An 18,257-nucleotide genomic window follows, 5' to 3' on the forward strand; every position below is an offset into this window, starting at 1 on the left:
TCGGAACGACAGGGTGACCGCTGCAGAACGGCCACCGCACGTACGAAGGCTGGACGGGAACCCGCGATGGCCACCTTCGAGTACCGCTGCCCGCAGGACGGCAACTTCGACGTCGCGATGCCGATCGGCACCGCGGGCCCGTCGACGAGCTGCCCCCGGTGCGGACGCCCGGCGACACGGGTGTTCTCCGCGCCCCGGCTCGCCCGCATGCCGGCGGCGCTGCGCGAGGCCGTCGACCGGACCGAGCGCAGCGCGGAACAGCCGGAGGTGGTCGGGCGGGTACCCGGCGGTCGCCCGGCGCGCCGCTCGACGAATCCGGCCCACGCCCGCCTGCCCCGATGGTGACCACGAGAAGGGCTCAACGCCGTGCCTGAACTGCTGTTCCCCCTCGACTCCGCGAAGAGGTTCACCGACCAGGAGAAGGTCGGGCACAACCGCTGGCATCCCGACATCCCGCCCGTGGCGACGGTCCGGCCCGGACAGTCGTTCCGTGTCCACTGCCGCGAGTGGTTCGACGGCGCGATCCACAACGACGACTCCGCCGAGGACATCCGGGACGCTCCGCTGACCCGGGTCCACGCGCTCAGCGGCCCGTTCGCGGTCGAGGGCGCCGAACCGGGCGACCTGCTCATGGTCGACATCCTCGACATGGGCCCGATCCCGCAGGAGTCCGGCCCGCTGGCCGGCCAGGGCTGGGGTTACACGGGCATCTTCCCCAAGAACAACGGCGGCGGCTTCCTGACCGAGCAGTTCCCCGACGCGTACAAGGCGGTCTGGGACTTCTCGGGGCGCAAGGCCACTTCCCGCCACATCCCCGGGGTCTCGTTCACCGGGATCGCCCATCCGGGGCTGATGGGCACCGCCCCGTCCGCGTCGCTGCTGGCCACCTGGAACCAGCGGGAGGGTGCGCTGATCGCCACCGCGCCCGACCGGGTGCCGCCCCTGGCCCTGCCTCCGGAGCCGCAGGACGCGATCCTCGGCAGCCTCACCGGCGCCGACTTCGACCGGGTGGCCGCGGAGGCGGCGCGGACCGCTCCGCCCCGGGAGAACGGCGGGAACCAGGACATCAAGAACTTCACCGTCGGCAGCCGGGTCTTCTATCCGGTGTTCGTGCCGGGAGCCAACCTGTCCCTCGGCGACCTGCACTTCTCCCAGGGCGACGGAGAGATCACGTTCTGTGGCGCCATCGAGATGGGCGGCTTCGTCGACCTGCACGTCGACCTGATCAAGAACGGCATGCAGACGTACGGCGTCGCCGAGAACACGATCTTCATGCCGGGTGACACCCCGCCGCAGTACTCCCAGTGGCTGGCCTTCTCCGGGCTGTCGGTCACCCTCGACGGCGAACAGCGGTACCTCGACTCGCAGCTCGCCTACCAGCGCGCCTGCCTGCACGCCATCGACTACCTGACCCGGTTCGGCTACCAGCCGGAACAGGCGTACCTGCTGCTCGGTGCCGCACCGATCGAAGGGCGGCTCTCCGGCGTGGTGGACATCCCCAACTCCTGCGCGACCGTCTACCTGCCGACCGAGATCTTCGACTTCGACATCCGCCCCTCGGCCTCCGGTCCGACCCGGATCGACCCGGGCAAGGGCGCCCCGAAGGCCACCATGAGCTGAGTCGACGACCACACCACCGGTTCCGAGGGTGGGCCGAGGCCTCGCCGCCCGTGGCGTGAGGGTGTCGGGCTAGAGGATGCCGCGCCGGCGGGCGACGGCGACCGCGGACGCGCGCTCGGGCACCTCCAGCTTGGCGTAGATGTGCAGGAGGTGGGTCTTCACGGTGGCCTCGCTGATGAACAGCGCGGCCGCGGCCTCGCGGTTCGTCCGCCCCCGGGGTGACCATGGCCAGGACCTCCCGTTCCCGCGCGCTGAGCCGGCCCTCGGCCGGCGCGGGGTGCCGACGTACGCGGGACAGCAGCAGAGCCGCGACGGACGGGGACAGCACTGTCTCGCCCCGGGCGGCAGCGCGTACGGCGCGGAACAGCTCCTCGCGCGGCGCGCCCTTGAGCAGGTAGCCGACCGCACCCGCCTCGACGGCCGGCAGGACGTCCGAATCAGTGTCGTGCGTGGTGAGCACGAGAACCCGCACGGTCGGCACCCGTTCGAGCAGCAGGCGGATCAGCGTGCCACCACTCGACTCCGGCATCCGCAGGTCGGCCAGCACGACATCCGGTCGCACGGCCTGCGTCACGGTCAACGCCTCCGCGCCGCCGGCCGCCTCCGCGACAATCTCGAAGTCCGGCTGGGTGCCGAGCATCCCGCGCAACCCGTCGCGTACCACGGATGGCGTCCACGATCACCAGCCGCAGGCGCGTCACCGGGCCGCCTCGATCACCGGCACCGTGACACTGAGCGCGGTGCCGGCGCCCGGGGACGACTCGATGTCCACCGAGCCGGCCAGGGCCTCGGCGCGCTGGCGCAGCGCGGTCAGCCCGAACCCTCCGGAGTGCTCCGCGGCGAAGGCTCCCGTCGTCGCGTACGTCAAGCACGAGGACATCCTCATGTAGGACAAGGTGACGTGGACGCGCTCGGCCCGCGCGTGCCGTCCCACGTTCGACAGCGCTTCCTGGACCGCGCGCAGCACCGTCACGTCGACCTCCGAGTGCGCGGGCAGCGGGGTGCCGGTCACGGTGAAGCTCGTGGCCACGTCGTACTGCTCGCTCCAGGCTGCCACGGCCTGTCGCGTGGCGTCGCAGAGCCGGGCGTCCTGCAGCGGCCCGGGGCGCAGTGCGTCGATCGACCGGCGCACCTCGTCCAGGCTCGTACGAGCCAGGGAGCGGGCGGTGTCCAACCGGCGGCGCGCCTGGCCCGAGGGGACGTCGTCGATCGTCTCCAGCTGCATGACGATTGCGGTCAGCCCTTGGGCGGCGGTGTCGTGGATCTCCCGGGCGAGCCGGGCCCGCTCCTCGGCGACGCCCGCCTCCCTGGCCTGAGCCGTCAGCAGTTGATGCAGCCGGGTGTTCTCGGCCATCGAGGCGGCCAGCCGGTCGTTGGCCTTCCGCCGCCGGACCGCCTCCCGTTCCATGGCCCGGATCATCGCGCCCACCCCAGCGGCCAGCGGCGTCACGACCCCCAGGTTGATCAGGAGCGACCCGGCGTTCGCGCCGGACACCACGAGCGCCGGTGCGCTTGCGGCGACCACGCCCGGGTACGCCCACCAGCCTGGCAGCGCCACGAACGCCAGCAGGTAGCAGGCAGGGATGAACAGCTGGAGCGCGTCACTGCGCAGCACCAGCACGACGGTGCACCCGACCACGCCCGCGTAGTAGACCACCATCGTCAATGACCTGCGCTCGCACCACTGCGGATGGAACAGGACGAACCACCAGTGCCACAGGGCGAGCCCGGCGGCGATCGCCGCCGAGGCCAGGCGGTCCCCCTGGGCGACCTCGTCGACGGTGACGGACACCGCGCACGCCAGCAGCAACAAGGGGTACGGAATCAGCGCCCACGCCCGATTCCACCGCAGCTCCCGCTGCCGGCCGAGGGTCTCCGCCACAGACGTCACCCCGCCATCGTCGCGCTGTCCCACACGTTTGTCGGCGCAGCAACACCTCGGCGGGCCCGCGCCGCCCCGACCCAGCACATCAGCTCGGCGAGCAGCACCGACACCAGCCACGTGCCCAGGGCGAGCACCGTGACCTCGGCGCTGCCGAGCGTCGCGCCCAGCCCCAGGGTGAACGGCAGCAGCAGCGTCACGAAGACCACCGACTGGAACAGGTAGCAGGACAGCGAGCGCTGCCCGCACGCGACGAGCGCCCGGACCGCCCTTCCCGGCCGGTCGCCGACGCGGATCGCCGCCAGCCCGATCAGCGCCGAGCACCCGAGGCCCCTGGCGACGCCGGTCACCGCGAGCCCGGCCGGCAGCCCTCCCGCCACCGCCAGGGTGACGCCAGCGACCGCCGCGCGGACCAGCAGGACGCGGTGCGCGACCGGGTCGGTGAGAACCCCACGCCGGGCGGCCCAGGTGCCGATCAGCACGGCGCTGCCCACGCCGATGACGCCGAAGGGGTCATCAGCCATTCGAGCGGACGCAGGGCCAGTGCCTCGAACGGGTCGGCGATCTCGAACGACCAGAAGAACGAGCGCCGACCGGTCGAGGGCATCGCGTATGCCCCCCCTGGACGAGCGCGACGACTGTCAGCCACCACGCTGCCGCGACCATCAGCGTCCGGTCCGGCACCCGGGCCAGCGCCACCAGCGCGGCGACCAGCACGATCTCGTGGATGCCCTGGTTCCGCAGGACGGTCAGCGGGTCCGAGAACCCGCCGTACCGGAACGCCTCGACCAGGTCGTCCAGGCCGATGAGGACGCCCAGCGCCAGCACCGCCAGGGCACCGAGGTGGATGCCCTGCCAGAGCAGCACGGCGGTGGGCCGGGGGACAGTGCCGCCGCCGTACATTCTCGTCCCTTTCGGCGCCTTCCGGCACAGTGCGGGTCGCCGCTGCCGTCCGACAGGTGGCGGCGGCACCGGACGAGTTCGCGCGAGTGCTTTCGTAACACGCGGGAGTCTTCGACGAGCCGGTCCTTGACTGCTGGGAAGCACCCGGTGGTGCATCGCGGGAAGCGTCAGCCGCATGGCCAGTCCATAGTGGCCGGGCGACGCAGTACGCACCCAACTGGCGGGCGGCTCGACGAAAACGGAGGCCGTCGGCTACCCGCACGACCTGACCTCACTCTCGCGCCTTGTCGTACACAACGACGACACGTAGAAGTCTCTCTATGAGAGTGCCTCGTCCTGGCAGCAACAGTGATTGGCGGACGCAAGCCGGCAACCTGTTCACGGATCGCGAGGCCGAGTCGCAGGCGTTCAAGTCAGCGTTGGCGGCCTTCCGGCAGCTGCTCGACCGGAACGACGACATCGGCCCCGAGCGGCTCAACGTACTCACCTTCTACGGGCTCGGCGGCGTCGGCAAAACGGCACTTTCAGAGCGACTGGAGGCATGGGTAAGGCGGGATCTGCCGCTGGCCAACGGCTGGGGTCCGCCCCCGTCCGCCAAGGTCGAGGCGATCATCCGAATCGATCTGCACGGCTCGGCGGGCCAGGTGGACATGCTGGCGGTGCTGCTCGCGCTGCGTGCCGGTGTGGCGAGCGTCCGTCGTCGGTGGCCGCTGTTCGATCTGGCCTTCGCGGCTTACTGGTCGGCAGTACGCCCTGGCGATCCCCTGCCCAGCATCGACAGCCGGGGCGAATACGCCGACGTGGTCGCCGACATGGCCAGCAACATCCTCAACGATCTCGGGGCGGTGGGCGAGCTCGTCACCGGCACCGCAGTCGGCCTCGGAGTCCGAGGAGTTCGCACAATCCTCGGGGTGCTGCGCAGAAGGCGAGACGTGCAACTCGGTCTGAAGGCGTACGCCGGTTTCGAGGAGTTCCTCCTGCGCTGCGCGGACGAACCCAGCCCCACCGAATCGCGGCCCGCACTTGCCTGTGAGATCGCGGCCCTGCTGTCTTGGGAACTAGCCATGATGACACCGTCCGCGCTCGTGGTGGTCTTCATCGACACCACGGAACGCCTCGCTTTGGACCCGCGAAGGGTGGCCGAGGGCCACCTGAATGCGCTCATCCACGGCATGCCCAACGTGCTGTTCGTTCTGACCGGGCGGTATCAGCTGGACTGGCATCGGCACAACCGGACCGACCTGCCTTATCGCGGTCCACGGATCTGGCCCGGCCTGGTGCCGGCGGCACCGAAGCCATTGCGTCAGCACCCCGTCGATGACCTCTCTCCGGCCGATGCCCGGACGTTCATTCAACGCGCCCGGACCGGGCTCGACCTGCCGTTGACCGACGAGGTTGTCGAGGAACTGGTCGGGTCTTCTGCGGGGCTGCCGCAGTATCTCGAGCTCGCCTGCCAGGTGGCATTCTCCGCCAAGCAGGCCGGCCAGGGCCGCGCCGTCGAGATCGGCGACGTCACCGGAGGGCTGGCTTCGCTGGTGATGCGCGTCCTCGACGACATTCCCCACGACGAGCAGCGGGCAATCCGCGCGGCCTGCCTGTTCCGCATCTTCAACACATCGCTGATCGCCGCGGCCGCTGACGTCGACCACGGGTGCGCCGAACGTGCCGTGACTCGTCCAATGGTAGAGCCGCACGACAGTGATCGGTTCCCGTACCGGCTACACGACGCGGTACGGGAGGCCATCCGGCGTACTGATCACCAGGTTGCCGGAGGTTGGACAGAACGCGACTGGGAGCTCGCCGCCACCCGCGCTGCTGTGGCGACGCACGAGATGCACGCCGTCGCCAAGGCTCAGGAGGACACCCGGGGGGTCCTGGACGCCGTAGGCATCGCGATCCAGTTGGTCTGCGACCAGAACACCACCCTTGAGTCCTCGCCCAGCCGTTCCTATGCGGATTGGTTGACCAGTGCTGTGGTGTTCAGCCCTGCCATACCGGGCCTGCGGGCTCGGGTGCCGGCGCAGAGCAGAACCGAGTACGGCAGGCATGTCCTGAACTTCATCACTGCCAAGTCCCTCGACACACCCGTCGAGGAACGCTTGGCACTCCTGCGGGAGATCTCGCGCGCAGATCACCCGATGCGCCGAGTAGCTCACCGGCACCTCGGTTACGCACTGAAGTCGCAATGCCGGTGGGAGGAGGCGCTGGCGGTGTTCGACGAGCTCATTGAGGAGTCGCCTTCCCAGTTCCATCTCGGGCAACGACCGCAGATCCTGAGCACCGCCCGCCGGTTCGTCGAGGCCCGCGACGCCGCAAGGGGCCTCAAGATCGAGGCACTGATCATGAGGGCGCAGGAGTACACGCACGGCTGTCCTGATCGGTACTTCACCGAGATCGGCGACAAGTTGTCGAGCCTGCGGTATGCCGGGCGGCAGCGTGAATACCTTGAGGACCTCGGGGTCTACCTCGAGCGCCGAGCCTTTCTGCACGACGATCTCGACATCGAGAGCGTCAGGAAGCTTCGCGACGACGCCGAAATGTCCGGTCATACCGTCGCGATCCGCTCCGGTCTGCTCGCCACGATTCTGCTGCGCCGGTCGGACCCGACGGAGACGTCCATTCTGCTCGACCGGCTCAAGACTCTTGATCAGGCATCCGGCCCCGCTGGCGCCATCGGCTTCCGATACGCGTTGGCCGAGTTCTGCGACGCACGTCTCGCTGGCGACCGGGACCGGCTGGCGGCCCTACAGCATGAGGTCGACCGGCTGCCCGTCCGTACCCGCCCCTGGATTCAGGTCGAATGCTTTCTCGACTCGGTGGGCTTCCCCGTGCGTTCCGTGCCGACCCAGTGGCTCGAGCCGTACGACGTCGTTCGGCCGCGATGGGAGGGCCACCTCCACGCGTATCTGACCCGCCACGGATCAGATCTCTCCCGATGAGGAGTAGTAGTAGTCATGCCGATCTTCAACCGAAGGAAGAAGGGCACCGCCTTCTGGCAGGAGCCTCCGTTCCGATCCGCTGATCTGCAGCAACTTCACGAGTACGCCATCGGCTGCGTTGTCAGGGAGGACGGGGTGGGAATGATGCGCAGCGGCTGGGCGATCTATCGAAGAGCGGGTCTGCATTCCTGTCAGTCTTCGGAATTCCTTCGGGACGGATACCTGTACTGGTCGCAGAGCCCAGCGTTCCAGCCGGACGTGGCACTGGCGTTCCTGACCGATCTGTTCGAAAGGCTCAACGCCTGTGATCCGGTCCCGCCGCCCGACGTCTACGCCGTGCCACCGGCGCTGATCGAGCCGATGGCGGCTCACTACACGATGCGTTGCTGGGCCGGCGTCGAACTCGTGGAGACGGCGGACCGATTGAGTCGGCCGGACATCGGGGAACGCTTCGAGCCGAGCGTCTTCCTGGCGATCGCCAGAACTCCATCGCCCTTCGTTCCCGCGCGCGCCAGAGGTTGGGCGCGGACCTACGCGCGCAGACGCGGCCACCCTGATCCGTGGCCCGCATTCGGGGCCTGACGCGCCGCCGCGACGGCCGTTGCTGACTCTTCGCCGAGGAGCCTGGGCACATCTCGTTCCGGGCGACAAGGTAGGCCGGTCAGTGGTGGTGGATCGGTGTGTCGAGGTCCGTCAGCCGCCGGCCGGAGCCGCCCGCGGCCAGGGCGACGAACTCGGCGGCGATCGCCACGGCGGTCTCCTCCGGCGTCCGCGCCCCCAGGTCGAGCCCGATCGGTGAGGAGAGCCGGGCGAGGGCGGCCTCGTCCACACCCGCCTCGCGCAGGCGTCGCAGCCGGTCGGTGTGGGTGCGGCGGCTGCCCATCGCGCCGATGTAGCGGGCCGGGGTGCGCAGGGCGACCTGGAGCAGCGGGACGTCGAACTTCGGGTCGTGGGTGAGGACGCAGAGCACGGTGCGTTCGTCGACGGCCGTCGACCCCAGGTACGTGTGCGGCCACTGCACGACGAGGTCGTCGGCGTCGGGGAAGCGCTTGCGGGTGGCGAACACCGGACGCGCGTCGCACACCGTGACGTGATAGCCGAGGAAGCGGCCGATCCGGGCCACCGCGACGGCGAAGTCGATCGCGCCGAACACGATCATCCGTGGTGGGGGCAGGTACGACTGGACGAAGACGGACACCTCGTCGTGCCGCTGCTGCCCGCGCGTACCGAGCTGGATGGTGCCGGTGGTGCCGAGGGCGAGCATGCCCTCGGCCTGCTGCGCCACCGCGCGGTCCAGGTCGGCGTCGCCGAGGGTGCCGGCCACCCGGTCGGGCCAGACCACCAGCTGGGCGTTCCCGGCCGACGCGGTCGCCACCGGCGCGCCGGCCCGGATCGCGGCGAACACCGCGTCGGGCTCGGTCAGCACGACGTCCGGCTGGACCAGCACCTCGATGGTCCCACCGCAGGTCAGGCCCACCTCGAAGGCGTCGTCGTCGCCGACACCGTAGGTCTCGGTGCTCACCTGGCCGGTCCGTATCGCCTCCCGGCAGAGCTCGTACACGGCGCCCTCGACGCAACCTCCCGAGATGCTGCCGACGACCTCACCGTCGGCACCCACCGCCATGGCCGCGCCCGGCGGTCTGGGCGCCGACCTCCAGGTACGGACGACCGTCGCGACGGCGAACCGGACGCCGGCGGCACGCCACGCGGTAAGCCCGTCGACGATGTCTCGCATTGCCGCACGATCCGTGAGCAGCGCGGCACCGTCAACGCCGACCTAAGGACTTGCTTAGGTCGGCGTTGACTTCCCGAGGCACCGGCACCACATTGACGACTTCCGGAGGTGCGATATGCAGGTACCGGCCCCGTTCGAGTACGAGCGAGCCACCAGTGTGGACCATGCCATCAGCCTGATGGAGCGGCTGGGCAGCACGTCGCGGCTGATCGCCGGCGGGCACAGCCTGCTGCCGATGATGAAGCTGCGGCTGGCCAGTTTCGACTACCTCATCGACATCAACGATCTCCACGACGAACTCGGCTACATCGAGGCGGGTCCGGACGAGCTGCGCATCGGCGCGCTGACCCGGCATCGGGAACTGCTCGAGTCCGCCGTCCTGACGGCGGCCTTTCCGATCTTCGCCGACGCCGAACGGGTGATCGCCGATCCGATCGTGCGCAACCGGGGCACCCTCGGCGGTTCCCTCTGCCAGGCGGACCCGTCGGAGGACCTGTCCGCCGTCTGCACCGCCCTGGACGCGAGCTGCGTGATCCGCGGGCCGGGCGGCAGCGAGCGGGTGCTGTCCATGGAGGAGTTCCACGTCGGGCCGTACGAGACGGCCGTCGATGACGGAGAGATCCTGGTCGAGGTGCGGCTGCCGGTGCGGCCCGGCTGCGGCAGCGCGTACGAGAAGGTCGAGCGCCGGGCCGGCGACTGGGCTGTCGTCTCGGCCGGCGCGGCGGTGTGGCTCGACGGCGACGTGATCTCCGACGCCCGGGTCGGTCTGGCCGCGGTGGGCCCGAACACCACCGGTATTCCGGAGATCTCCGCGGCGCTGCGCGGGCAGACGCCCAGCGAGAGCCTCTTCGAGCAGGCCGGGGCGATCGCCGCGCGCAGCTGCGAGCCGGCCACCGACCAGCGGGGCAGCGCCGAATACAAGCGGCACCTGGCCGACGAGCTGACCAGACGGACCCTGCGCCGGGCCGTGGAACGGGCGAGGAGCTGAGCATGCAGGTCACCATGACCGTCAACGACGTCGAGGTCACCCGGGAGATCGAGGGCCGGCTGCTGCTCGTGCACTTCCTGCGTGACGTGCTGGGCCTGACCGGCACGCACTCGGGTTGCGACACCAGCAACTGCGGCACCTGCGTCGTCTGGCTCGACGGCGAACCGGTGAAGTCGTGCACCGTGCTGGCCGCGATGGCCGGCGGCCACGAGGTGCGTACCGTCGAGGGCCTGGCGAAGGGCGCGGAGCTCGACCCGGTCCAGCAGGGCTTCATGCAGTGCCATGGCCTGCAGTGCGGCTTCTGCACGCCCGGCATGATGATGACGGCCCGCGCGCTGCTGAACCGCAACCCGGACCCGAGCGAGGCGGAGATCCGCGAGGCGATCTCCGGCCAGATCTGCCGCTGTACCGGCTACGCCACCATCGTGCGCTCGGTGCGCTGGGCCGCCGTGCACGAGGCGAACGCGGCCGCCGCGGTCACCGAGACCACCGAATCAGCCGAAGCCGGCGAGATCGACAACGCCGGCCAGCCCGCCGGGAGCGTCGCATGACGACCGTGCACGAGCGCGTGGACACCTTCCACGACAACGACCAGAAGCCGGTGGGATACGGCCGCATGCTGCGGAAGGAGGACCCGCGGTTCGTGCGCGGCCGGGGCCGGTTCGTCGACGACGTCCGGCTGCCCGGGCTGCTGCACCTGGCCATCCTCCGCTCGCCGGTGGCGCACGCGCGGATCCTGAGCATCGACACCAGCGCCGCCGAGGCCTCCCCCGGCGTCAAGGCGGTCGTGACCGGGGCGATGCTGGCCGAGCAGGGCCTGGCCTGGATGCCGACGCTCTCCAACGACGTGCAGGCCGTGCTCGCCACCGACAAGGTGCGCTTCCAGGGTCAGGAGGTCGCGTTCGTCGTCGCCGAGGACGGGTACGCGGCGCGGGACGCGCTGGAGCTGATCGACGTCGAGTACGACGTCCTCGACCCGGTCGTCGACGCCCGCCGCGCGCTGGAGCCGGACGCCCCGGTGATCCGCGACGACCTGGAGGGCAAGACCGACAACCACTGCTTCGACTGGGAGACCGGCGACGAGGCGGCCACCGCGGCGGTGTTCGCCCGGGCCGACGTCGTGGTCAGCCAGGACCTGGTCTATCCGCGGGTGCACCCGGCGCCGATGGAGACGTGCGGGGCGATCGCCGACTTCGACGCCGTCGAGGGCAAGCTGCGCCTCTGGTCCACCACGCAGGCGCCGCACGCGCACCGCACCCTCTACGCCCTGGTGGCGGGGATCCCCGAGCACAAGATCCAGGTGATCTCGCCGGACATCGGTGGTGGCTTCGGCAACAAGGTGCCGATCTACCCGGGGTACGTCTGCGCGATCGTCGCGTCGATCGTCACCGGCAAGCCGGTGAAGTGGATGGAGGACCGCTTCGAGAACCTGATCAGCACCGGCTTCGCCCGCGACTACATCATGCGGGGTGAGATCGCGGCGACCCGCGACGGCCGGATCCTGGCCATCCGCACCAACGTCCTCGCCGACCACGGCGCCTTCAACGGCACCGCCGCACCGGTGAAGTATCCGGCCGGCTTCTTCGGGGTCTTCACCGGCAGCTACGACATCGAGGCCGCGTACTGCAAGATGACGGCGGTCTTCACCAACAAGGCACCGGGTGGCGTGGCGTACGCCTGCTCGTTCCGTATCACCGAGGCGGTCTACCTCGTCGAGCGGATCGTCGACTGCCTCGCCGACGAGCTGGGCATGGACCCGGCCGAGCTGCGGCTGAAGAACTTCATCCGCCCGGAGCAGTTCCCGTACACGACGAAGACCGGCTGGGTGTACGACTCCGGCGACTACGAGCCGACGATGCGCCTCGCGATGGAGATGGCCGGCTACGCGGACCTGCGGCGCGAGCAGCAGGAGAAGCGGGCCCGGGGCGAGTTGATGGGCATCGGGATCGCGTTCTTCACCGAGGCCGTCGGTGCCGGCCCGCGCAAGAACATGGACATCCTCGGCCTGGGCATGGCCGACGGTTGCGAGTTGCGGGTGCACCCGACCGGCAAGGCCGTGGTCCGGCTCAGCGTGCAGTCCCAGGGTCAGGGGCACGAGACGACGTTCGCGCAGATCATCGCGGAGGAGATCGGGATCCCGCCGGACGACATCGACGTGGTGCACGGCGACACCGACAACACGCCGTTCGGCCTCGGCACGTACGGCAGCAGGTCCACCCCCGTCTCCGGTGCCGCGGCGGCCCTCGTCGCCCGCAAGGTCCGCGACAAGGCCCGGATCATCGCCTCCGGCATGCTGGAGGTCTCGGTCGCCGACCTGGAGTGGGACAAGGGTTCCTTCCGGGTCAAGGGCGACCCGGGCAAGAGCGTCACGATCCAGGACATCGCGATGCGGGCGCACGGCGCCGGTGACCTGCCCGAGGGCATCGAGGGCGGGTTGGAGGCGCAGATCTGCTATAACCCGTCGAACCTGACGTATCCGCACGGGGCGTACATCTGCGTGGTCGACATCGACCCCGGCACCGCGCAGGTCAAGGTGCGGCGGTTCGTCGCCGTCGACGACTGCGGCACCCGGATCAACCCGATGATCATCGAGGGGCAGGTGCACGGCGGGCTGGCCGACGGGGTCGGCATGGCCCTGATGGAGATGATCGCGTTCGACGAGGACGGCAACTGCCTCGGCGCGTCCCTCATGGACTACCTGCTGCCGACCGCGCTGGAGGTGCCCGACTGGGAGACCGGCTTCACCGTCACCCCGTCCCCGCACCACCCGATCGGCGCGAAGGGCGTGGGCGAGTCGGCCACCGTCGGCTCCCCGCCCGCCATCGTCAACGCGATCGTCGACGCCCTCGAACCCTTCGGCGTACGGCATGCCGACATGCCGTTGACGCCGTCGCGGGTCTGGGACGCGATGCGCGGCAACGCCCGCCCGCCGATCTAGGGAGGTGGCCATGACGACGATCGCCGGCCGTACGCGGGATCTGACCGCCTCGCGCGCGCCGTTCGTGCACGCCACTGTGGTCCGGGCGCAGGACCCGACGTCGGCCCGGCCCGGCGACGACGCGGTGATCCTGCCGGACGGCACCATCGAGGGTTTCGTCGGCGGGATGTGCGCCGAGAACTCGGTGCGCGCGGCCGCCCTGGACGCCCTCCGGGACGGCAACGCGCTGCTGCTGCGGGTGCTGCCGGACAGCGCGCCCGCCTTCCCCGACACCCCGGGAGCGCGAGTCGTGGTCAACCCGTGCCACTCGGGCGGGGCGCTGGAGATCTTCCTGCGCCCGGTGCTACCGGTACCCGTGCTGGGTCTGGTGGGCGACACGCCGATCAGCGCGGCGGTGGCCACCCTCGCTGCCTTCCTCGACTTCGAGGTGGCCACGTCCGGTGACTTCTCCGGCGCGACAGCTGTCGTGGTGGCCGGCCTCGGCAAGGGCGAACAGGACGCCATCCGCGCCGCCCTGGATGCCGGCGTGGGCCACATCGCGCTGGTCGCCAGCCGAAAGCGCGGGGCGGCGGTGCTCGACGAACTGACGTTGACCGACGCCGAGCGCGCCCGGGTCCGTACTCCGGCCGGGCTGGAGATCGGGGCGCGCTCACCGCAGGAGATCGCCCTGTCGATCATGGCCGAGGTGGTGCGGGCGCTCCGCGTGGACGGCCTCTCCTCCTCCCCCGCCGCGCCCGTCGCGCTCCCCCAGCAGGCAGTCGACCCGGTGTGCGGGATGACCGTCCTGGTCGGGCCGGACACCCCGCACGTGCGGATCGACGGCACCGACCACTGGTTCTGCTGCCCCGGCTGCCTCGACCGGCACGTGGCGGCGTAGCCGTGTTCGTGACCGGCCTGGTCCTGGCCGCCGGGGCCTCGGTGCGCCTCGGCGAGGCCAAGCAGCTGCTGCCGTACCGCGGGCGGACGCTGCTCGACGCCACCCTCGACCTGGCCCGCTCGTGCGCCTTCGACCAGTTGCTGGTGACCCTCGGCGGCGCCGCCGACCTGGTCCGGGAACGGGTGGACCTCACCGGGGTCCAGGTCGTCGAGAACGCCGAGTTCAGCACCGGCTGCGGCTCGTCGGTCCGCGCCGCGACGCAGGCGGTGGACCCGCGCGCCGACGGGCTCGTGCTCCTGCTCGGCGACCAACCAGGCGTACGGGCCGCCGACGTACGCCGGGTCGCGGCGGCGACCACCCCACTCGCGGTGTGCCGGTACGCCGACGGCCTGGGGCACCCGTTCTGGTTCGCCCGCGACGTCCTGCCGGAGCTGCGTGTCCTGCACGGCGACAAGGCGGTGTGGAAGCTGCTGCACTCCGGCCGGTACCCGGTCACGGAGATACCCGTGGACGGGCCGGTGCCGATCGACGTGGACACCCGCGCGGACTACCGGCGGCTGCTCTCGGGCGAGGCGCGGTGAAGGACCCCCTGGCCGTCCGGCGCCGGCTCGACGCCGTCGACTACCTCGCCGACGACGGCATGGCGATGGCCGTCTTCCTCGCGCTGCGACTGGGCAAGCCGCTGCTGCTCGAGGGCGAGCCCGGCGTCGGCAAGACCGCCGCGGCGAAGGCACTGGCGCGGGCGCTGGACACGACGCTGATCCGGCTGCAGTGCTACGAGGGCCTGACCCCCGGCGAGGCGCTGTACGAATGGAACTACCAGCGGCAGTTGCTCGCCATCCGGCTGGCCGAGGCCCGGGGCGCCTCGCTCACCGACGCCGACCTGTTCGCCGCGGAGTTCCTGCAGGAGCGGCCGATCCTGCGGGCGGTACGCCACCCGGGACCGGTGCCGCCGGTACTGCTGATCGACGAGATCGACCGGGCCGACGACGAGTTCGAGGCGCTGCTGTTCGAGTTCCTCGGCGAGTCCGGGATCACGATCCCCGAGCTGGGCACGTTCACCGCGACCACGCCGCCGGTAGTGGTGCTGACCTCCAACCGCAGCCGCGACCTGCACGACGCGCTGCGCCGCCGCTGCCTGTACCACTGGATCGAGTTCCCGGAGCCGGGCCGCGCCACCGAGATCGTCCGACGGGCCGTGCCGGGCGCGACGGAGCGGCTGATCCGCACGGCGACCGCCTTCGTCGGCGACGTACGCGCCCTCGGCCTGGACAAGGCGCCCGGCATGGCCGAGGCCATCGACTGGGTCGCCGCGCTCTCCGTGCTCGGCGCCGCCGACCTCGCCGCTGACGACGTCGTCCGGACCATCGGCACCATCGCCAAGACCCCCGACGACCGCGCCGCCGTCGCCGCCGCGCTCGGCGCACACCAGGAGAGGCCGGCATGAAGATCACCAACGAGTTCACCGTCGACGTCCCGATCGCGCAGGCCTGGACGGTCCTGACGGACCTGGAGGGCATCGCGCCGTGCCTGCCGGGCGCCCAGCTGACCGGCGTCGACGGCGACCTCCACCAGGGCACGGTGAAGGTCAAGGTCGGGCCGGTCGTCTCCGAGTTCGCCGGCACCGCACGCTTCGTCGAGAAGGACGAGGAGCGGTACCGGGGGGTGATCGAGGCGAAGGGCCGCGACCGGCGGTCGGCGGCCAACGCGTCCGCTCTGGTCACCGCCGAACTGCGGCCGGACGATCAGCGCACAGTCGTCAGCGTGGACACCGATCTGAAGATCTCGGGGCGGCTGGCCCAGTTCGGCAGCGGCATGATCAAGGAGGTGTCCGGCAAGCTGCTCGCCCAGTTCGTCGCCAACCTGGAGGCGAAGCTGGCGGCCGAGGAGACCGCTGAGAGCACCCCGCCTTCGGCCAGCGCGCCGGACGCATCCGAGCCCGCGCCGGCCGTCGCCCCGACGCCCGAGCGCGCCACGTCCGCCGCGACCGAGCCCGACGCCTCCACGGCCAGGCCCCGTACCCTCGCGGCCGACGCGGACGCCGCCTCGCCCGCATCCCGGTCCGCCACCGCGGCCGGCACCCCCGTGGCGACGTCGGCGTCCACCGGTCGACCGTCGACCGGGGCCGCCGCCGAGCCGGAGACGCTGGACCTGCTCGACATCGCCGGTGGTGCCGTCGTCAAGCGCCTCGTGCCGGTGCTCGTCGGGATCGTCGTCATCGGCGCGGTGATCGCCTGGCGGGTCGCACGCCGGTGAGCGCCGGTCTGCTGCGCGGCGTCGACCGCGCGGCGTTCGCGACGGCCTTCGCCGGCCGGTTGCGGCGGGCCGGCGTGCACGCCGGGCTCACCGAGGCCGGTGACTTCGTCCGGGCGCTCGCCGTGTGGACGCCCGGGGACACGGGTGCGCTCTACTGGGCCGCCCGGATCAGCTTCGTGCGGCGGCACGCCGACCTCGCCGCCTTCGACCGTGTCTTCGCCGCTGTCTTCGTCGACGCGCCACCGCTACCGCTCACCCGGTCCGCGGCTCCGCCGGGGACCCGGGACGACGTGCACCTGCCGGTGCCCGCGGACACCGACGCCACCGGCGACGGCGGCGGCCTGCCGTGGGCGACGTTGCCGGCGCCCGTCGCCGAGGCGGAGCCCTCCGACACCGGGGTGCGGCTGCCCGAGCGGCGACCCAGCGCCCTCGCCGGGCTCGCCGACCGGCCGTTCGAGGACCTCGACGGCGCCCAACTCGAACTGCTCGGCGAGGCCCTGCGCGAGGCCGTCGCCCGCTGGCCGTCCCGGCGCACCAGGCGGCACGCCGTAGGCCCGGCCGGGCGGCGGGTCGCGCTGCGCCCGACGATCGCCCGGGCCCGTCGCACCGCCTGGGAGCCCGTCGAGGTCGTCCGCGAGCGACCGGTACGCCGACCGCGCCGGGTGGTGCTGCTGTGCGACCTCAGCGAGTCGATGCGGGCCCAGGCCCACGCCTACCTGCACCTGCTGCGGGCCTTCGCGGTGGTCACCGACGCGGAGGTGTTCGCCTTCGCCACGACGCTCACCCGGCTCACCGTCGCGCTGCGCCACACGTCGGCGTCCGCGGCGATCGCGCACGCCAGCGCCGCCGTGACCGACCGGTTCGGGGGTACGCGCATCGCGACGAACCTGCGGGCGCTGCTCGCCTCCCCGCACGGCGACGCGGTTCGCGGTGCCGTGGTGCTGATCGGCTCGGACGGCTGGGACAGCGACCCGCCGGACGAACTCGCCGCCGTGATGGCGCGGCTGAGCCGCCGTGCCCACCGGATCGTCTGGCTGAACCCGCGCGCCGGTGCCCCCGGCTTCGCTCCCCTGGTGGCGGGCATGGCCGCGGCCCTGCCCTACTGTGACCGGCTGCTGCCGGCCGCGACGTTCCGGGACCTGCTGGACGCCGCCGATCAGCTCCAGAGCGTCACGTGCACCGAGGGCCGGAAACGGTTCACCGCGACGCCCACGCCGCGCATCATCGCCTGAATCGCCCGGGGCGTCGACGCGAAGCGGCACAGCTCGGCCGCCACGGAAGGTGTGCCGGGGGTGACGAGCACCAGCGAATGCCATACCGCCTCGGCCGTGGCGTGCGGCCCGGACAACGCCACCAGTTGGCCGCCGCGAAGGTCCCGCGCCACGGTGAACGACAGCGCCGGGGCGACCCCCCGGCCACGCTGCGCCTCACCCAGGGCCGCCGCGTGGCTCTGGAAGATCTGCTGCCGCTCCTCGGGCACCCCGAGCCGGCGCAGCAACGCCGGAACGGCGCCCACGGTGTTGGTGCCCGACGGGCCGAGCAGCCAGGTCTGGTCGCGCAACTGCCCCGGTGACGCCGACACACCGGCCAGCGGATGATCGGGGCCGACGACAGTCACGAGCCGGTAGTTCATCATCGGCCGGCCGGAGATCGCCGGATCAGCGGCCGGCGGCAGCGGTCCCATCGCGACGTCCGCGGCCCGGGTCAGCAGCAGCGACTCGAAGGAGCCGGGGTCGCAGACGCTCAGCTCGACGTCGAGATCGGCCGCGCGCCTGGCGAACAGCTCGATCAGTCTCGGCGCGGCGAACTCGGCGAACTCGCTGGACGCGGCGACCCGCAGCAGCCGGCGGCCGTGTGCCGCCGAACTGACCTCCAGGACCGTACGGTCCTGCAGGCCCAGCATCTCGGCCGCGCGACTGGCGAGCCGCAGCCCGCCGGGGGTGAAGGCCAGTCCCTCCGCCGTCCGCGTGAACAACTGATCGCCGAACTCTCTGCGCAACTGGCCGATGAGCAGCGAGACCGCCGGCTCGGAGACCTCCAGTTGCGCGGCGGCCCGCTTGACCGATCCCAGCCGGACGACAGCGACGTAGGCCCGTAGCTGCGTCGGAGTCATCGGCGT

At 71.4% G+C, this 18,257-nt stretch carries 18 protein-coding genes and 1 pseudogene; 12 read left to right on the top strand and 7 right to left on the bottom strand.

Translation table 11 applies throughout. The features are described from left to right. The first annotated feature begins 66 nt into the window (after window positions 1-66). Together O7604_RS00535 and fmdA are read left to right on the top strand one after the other, a co-directional pair. Window positions 67-345, top strand: coding sequence for an FmdB family zinc ribbon protein (locus tag O7604_RS00535; protein WP_269700929.1), 279 nt, complete (start codon window positions 67-69; stop codon window positions 343-345). Window positions 346-366: 21 nt separating this feature from the next. Beyond that, on the top strand, window positions 367-1,620 hold the full coding sequence (gene fmdA / locus O7604_RS00540; protein ID WP_281578531.1) for a formamidase: 1,254 nt from the start codon (window positions 367-369) through the stop codon (window positions 1,618-1,620). A 69-nt stretch (window positions 1,621-1,689) separates the two neighbouring features. Here the strand turns inward: fmdA and O7604_RS29545 are convergent, their stop codons facing one another. The 5 genes and pseudogenes from O7604_RS29545 to O7604_RS00560 all read right to left on the bottom strand — a co-directional run bounded on the left by O7604_RS29545 (window position 1,690) and on the right by O7604_RS00560 (window position 4,405). Then, window positions 1,690-1,782 (bottom strand): hypothetical protein, encoded by a 93-nt coding sequence (locus O7604_RS29545; RefSeq protein WP_332367295.1) that lies wholly within the window; start codon window positions 1,780-1,782, stop codon window positions 1,690-1,692. 250 nt (window positions 1,783-2,032) lie between these two features. Next, window positions 2,033-2,260: pseudogene (locus tag O7604_RS29550) on the bottom strand (response regulator); the annotation flags it as partial. Between the two features lie 57 nt (window positions 2,261-2,317). Continuing rightward, complete coding sequence (locus O7604_RS00550) at window positions 2,318-3,502, bottom strand: sensor histidine kinase (protein WP_269700931.1); 1,185 nt, start codon at window positions 3,500-3,502, stop codon at window positions 2,318-2,320. 5 nt (window positions 3,503-3,507) lie between these two features. Continuing rightward, a complete protein-coding gene (locus tag O7604_RS00555; protein ID WP_269700932.1) occupies window positions 3,508-4,026 on the bottom strand; it encodes a DUF418 domain-containing protein in 519 nt (172 codons plus the stop codon). Further along, the gene (locus tag O7604_RS00560) at window positions 4,019-4,405 is read right to left on the bottom strand and encodes a hypothetical protein (protein ID WP_281578532.1); all 387 of its coding nucleotides are present in this window, start codon (window positions 4,403-4,405) and stop codon (window positions 4,019-4,021) included. Before O7604_RS00560 ends, O7604_RS00555 begins: the two co-directional genes overlap by 8 nt. Window positions 4,406-4,725: 320 nt before the next feature. On the opposite strand from O7604_RS00560, the gene O7604_RS00565 reads away from it, so the two are divergent. Together O7604_RS00565 and O7604_RS00570 are read left to right on the top strand one after the other, a co-directional pair. Next, a complete protein-coding gene (locus O7604_RS00565; protein WP_269700934.1) occupies window positions 4,726-7,344 on the top strand; it encodes a hypothetical protein in 2,619 nt (872 codons plus the stop codon). A 15-nt stretch (window positions 7,345-7,359) separates the two neighbouring features. Then, window positions 7,360-7,926: a hypothetical protein gene (locus O7604_RS00570; protein ID WP_269700935.1), complete on the top strand. Its 567-nt coding sequence runs from the start codon at window positions 7,360-7,362 to the stop codon at window positions 7,924-7,926. A 79-nt stretch (window positions 7,927-8,005) separates the two neighbouring features. Here O7604_RS00570 and O7604_RS00575 read toward each other — a convergent pair whose 3' ends face one another. After that, window positions 8,006-9,079, bottom strand: a complete 1,074-nt coding sequence (locus O7604_RS00575) for an XdhC family protein (RefSeq protein ID WP_281578533.1) — start codon at window positions 9,077-9,079, stop codon at window positions 8,006-8,008. A gap of 115 nt (window positions 9,080-9,194) precedes the next feature. Here O7604_RS00575 and O7604_RS00580 point away from each other — a divergent pair, with 115 nt between their 5' ends. Genes O7604_RS00580 through O7604_RS00615 form a run of 8 tightly spaced genes read left to right on the top strand, consistent with a single transcriptional unit; the run spans window position 9,195 to window position 17,370 of the window. Then, window positions 9,195-10,067 carry a xanthine dehydrogenase family protein subunit M gene (locus O7604_RS00580; protein ID WP_281578534.1) on the top strand — a complete coding sequence of 291 codons (873 nt, stop codon included), beginning with the start codon at window positions 9,195-9,197 and terminating at the stop codon, window positions 10,065-10,067. A 2-nt stretch (window positions 10,068-10,069) separates the two neighbouring features. Further along, on the top strand, window positions 10,070-10,618 hold the full coding sequence (locus O7604_RS00585; protein WP_269700939.1) for a (2Fe-2S)-binding protein: 549 nt from the start codon (window positions 10,070-10,072) through the stop codon (window positions 10,616-10,618). Further along, entirely contained in the window at window positions 10,615-13,005 is a 2,391-nt protein-coding gene (locus tag O7604_RS00590; protein WP_281578535.1) for an aerobic carbon-monoxide dehydrogenase large subunit, read from the top strand. Before O7604_RS00585 ends, O7604_RS00590 begins: the two co-directional genes overlap by 4 nt. A 10-nt stretch (window positions 13,006-13,015) precedes the next feature. After that, a complete protein-coding gene (locus tag O7604_RS00595) occupies window positions 13,016-13,882 on the top strand; it encodes an XdhC family protein (RefSeq protein ID WP_281578536.1) in 867 nt (288 codons plus the stop codon). Between the two features lie 8 nt (window positions 13,883-13,890). Beyond that, window positions 13,891-14,463 (top strand): nucleotidyltransferase family protein, encoded by a 573-nt coding sequence (locus O7604_RS00600; RefSeq protein ID WP_281578537.1) that lies wholly within the window; start codon window positions 13,891-13,893, stop codon window positions 14,461-14,463. Then, complete coding sequence (locus O7604_RS00605) at window positions 14,460-15,329, top strand: MoxR family ATPase (protein WP_269700945.1); 870 nt, start codon at window positions 14,460-14,462, stop codon at window positions 15,327-15,329. The genes O7604_RS00600 and O7604_RS00605 overlap by 4 nt, the downstream gene beginning before the upstream one ends. Next, complete coding sequence (locus O7604_RS00610; protein WP_281578538.1) at window positions 15,326-16,138, top strand: SRPBCC domain-containing protein; 813 nt, start codon at window positions 15,326-15,328, stop codon at window positions 16,136-16,138. Before O7604_RS00605 ends, O7604_RS00610 begins: the two co-directional genes overlap by 4 nt. After that, window positions 16,135-17,370, top strand: coding sequence for a VWA domain-containing protein (locus O7604_RS00615; protein ID WP_269700948.1), 1,236 nt, complete (start codon window positions 16,135-16,137; stop codon window positions 17,368-17,370). The genes O7604_RS00610 and O7604_RS00615 overlap by 4 nt, the downstream gene beginning before the upstream one ends. Here the strand turns inward: O7604_RS00615 and O7604_RS00620 are convergent. Continuing rightward, window positions 17,295-18,251 carry a LysR family transcriptional regulator gene (locus tag O7604_RS00620; protein WP_281578539.1) on the bottom strand — a complete coding sequence of 319 codons (957 nt, stop codon included), beginning with the start codon at window positions 18,249-18,251 and terminating at the stop codon, window positions 17,295-17,297. The two genes, O7604_RS00615 and O7604_RS00620, sit on opposite strands and share 76 nt — an antisense overlap. Window positions 18,252-18,257 lie beyond the last annotated feature (6 nt).

The sequence above is a fragment of the Micromonospora sp. WMMA1947 genome (assembly GCF_027497355.1).
GTDB lineage: Bacteria > Actinomycetota > Actinomycetes > Mycobacteriales > Micromonosporaceae > Micromonospora.

Excerpts from the sequence above, each read along its gene's own strand:
- O7604_RS00535 (WP_269700929.1), top strand. The coding sequence starts at position 67 with ATGGCCACCTTCGAGTACCGCTGCCCGCAGGACGGCAACTTCGACGTC.
- O7604_RS00555 (WP_269700932.1), bottom strand. The coding sequence starts at position 4,026 with ATGGCTGATGACCCCTTCGGCGTCATCGGCGTGGGCAGCGCCGTGCTG.
- O7604_RS00560 (WP_281578532.1), bottom strand. The coding sequence starts at position 4,405 with ATGTACGGCGGCGGCACTGTCCCCCGGCCCACCGCCGTGCTGCTCTGG.
- O7604_RS00565 (WP_269700934.1), top strand. The coding sequence starts at position 4,726 with ATGAGAGTGCCTCGTCCTGGCAGCAACAGTGATTGGCGGACGCAAGCC.
- O7604_RS00570 (WP_269700935.1), top strand. The coding sequence starts at position 7,360 with ATGCCGATCTTCAACCGAAGGAAGAAGGGCACCGCCTTCTGGCAGGAG.
- O7604_RS00575 (WP_281578533.1), bottom strand. The coding sequence starts at position 9,079 with ATGCGAGACATCGTCGACGGGCTTACCGCGTGGCGTGCCGCCGGCGTC.
- O7604_RS00580 (WP_281578534.1), top strand. The coding sequence starts at position 9,195 with ATGCAGGTACCGGCCCCGTTCGAGTACGAGCGAGCCACCAGTGTGGAC.
- O7604_RS00585 (WP_269700939.1), top strand. The coding sequence starts at position 10,070 with ATGCAGGTCACCATGACCGTCAACGACGTCGAGGTCACCCGGGAGATC.
- O7604_RS00590 (WP_281578535.1), top strand. The coding sequence starts at position 10,615 with ATGACGACCGTGCACGAGCGCGTGGACACCTTCCACGACAACGACCAG.
- O7604_RS00595 (WP_281578536.1), top strand. The coding sequence starts at position 13,016 with ATGACGACGATCGCCGGCCGTACGCGGGATCTGACCGCCTCGCGCGCG.
- O7604_RS00610 (WP_281578538.1), top strand. The coding sequence starts at position 15,326 with ATGAAGATCACCAACGAGTTCACCGTCGACGTCCCGATCGCGCAGGCC.
- O7604_RS00620 (WP_281578539.1), bottom strand. The coding sequence starts at position 18,251 with ATGACTCCGACGCAGCTACGGGCCTACGTCGCTGTCGTCCGGCTGGGA.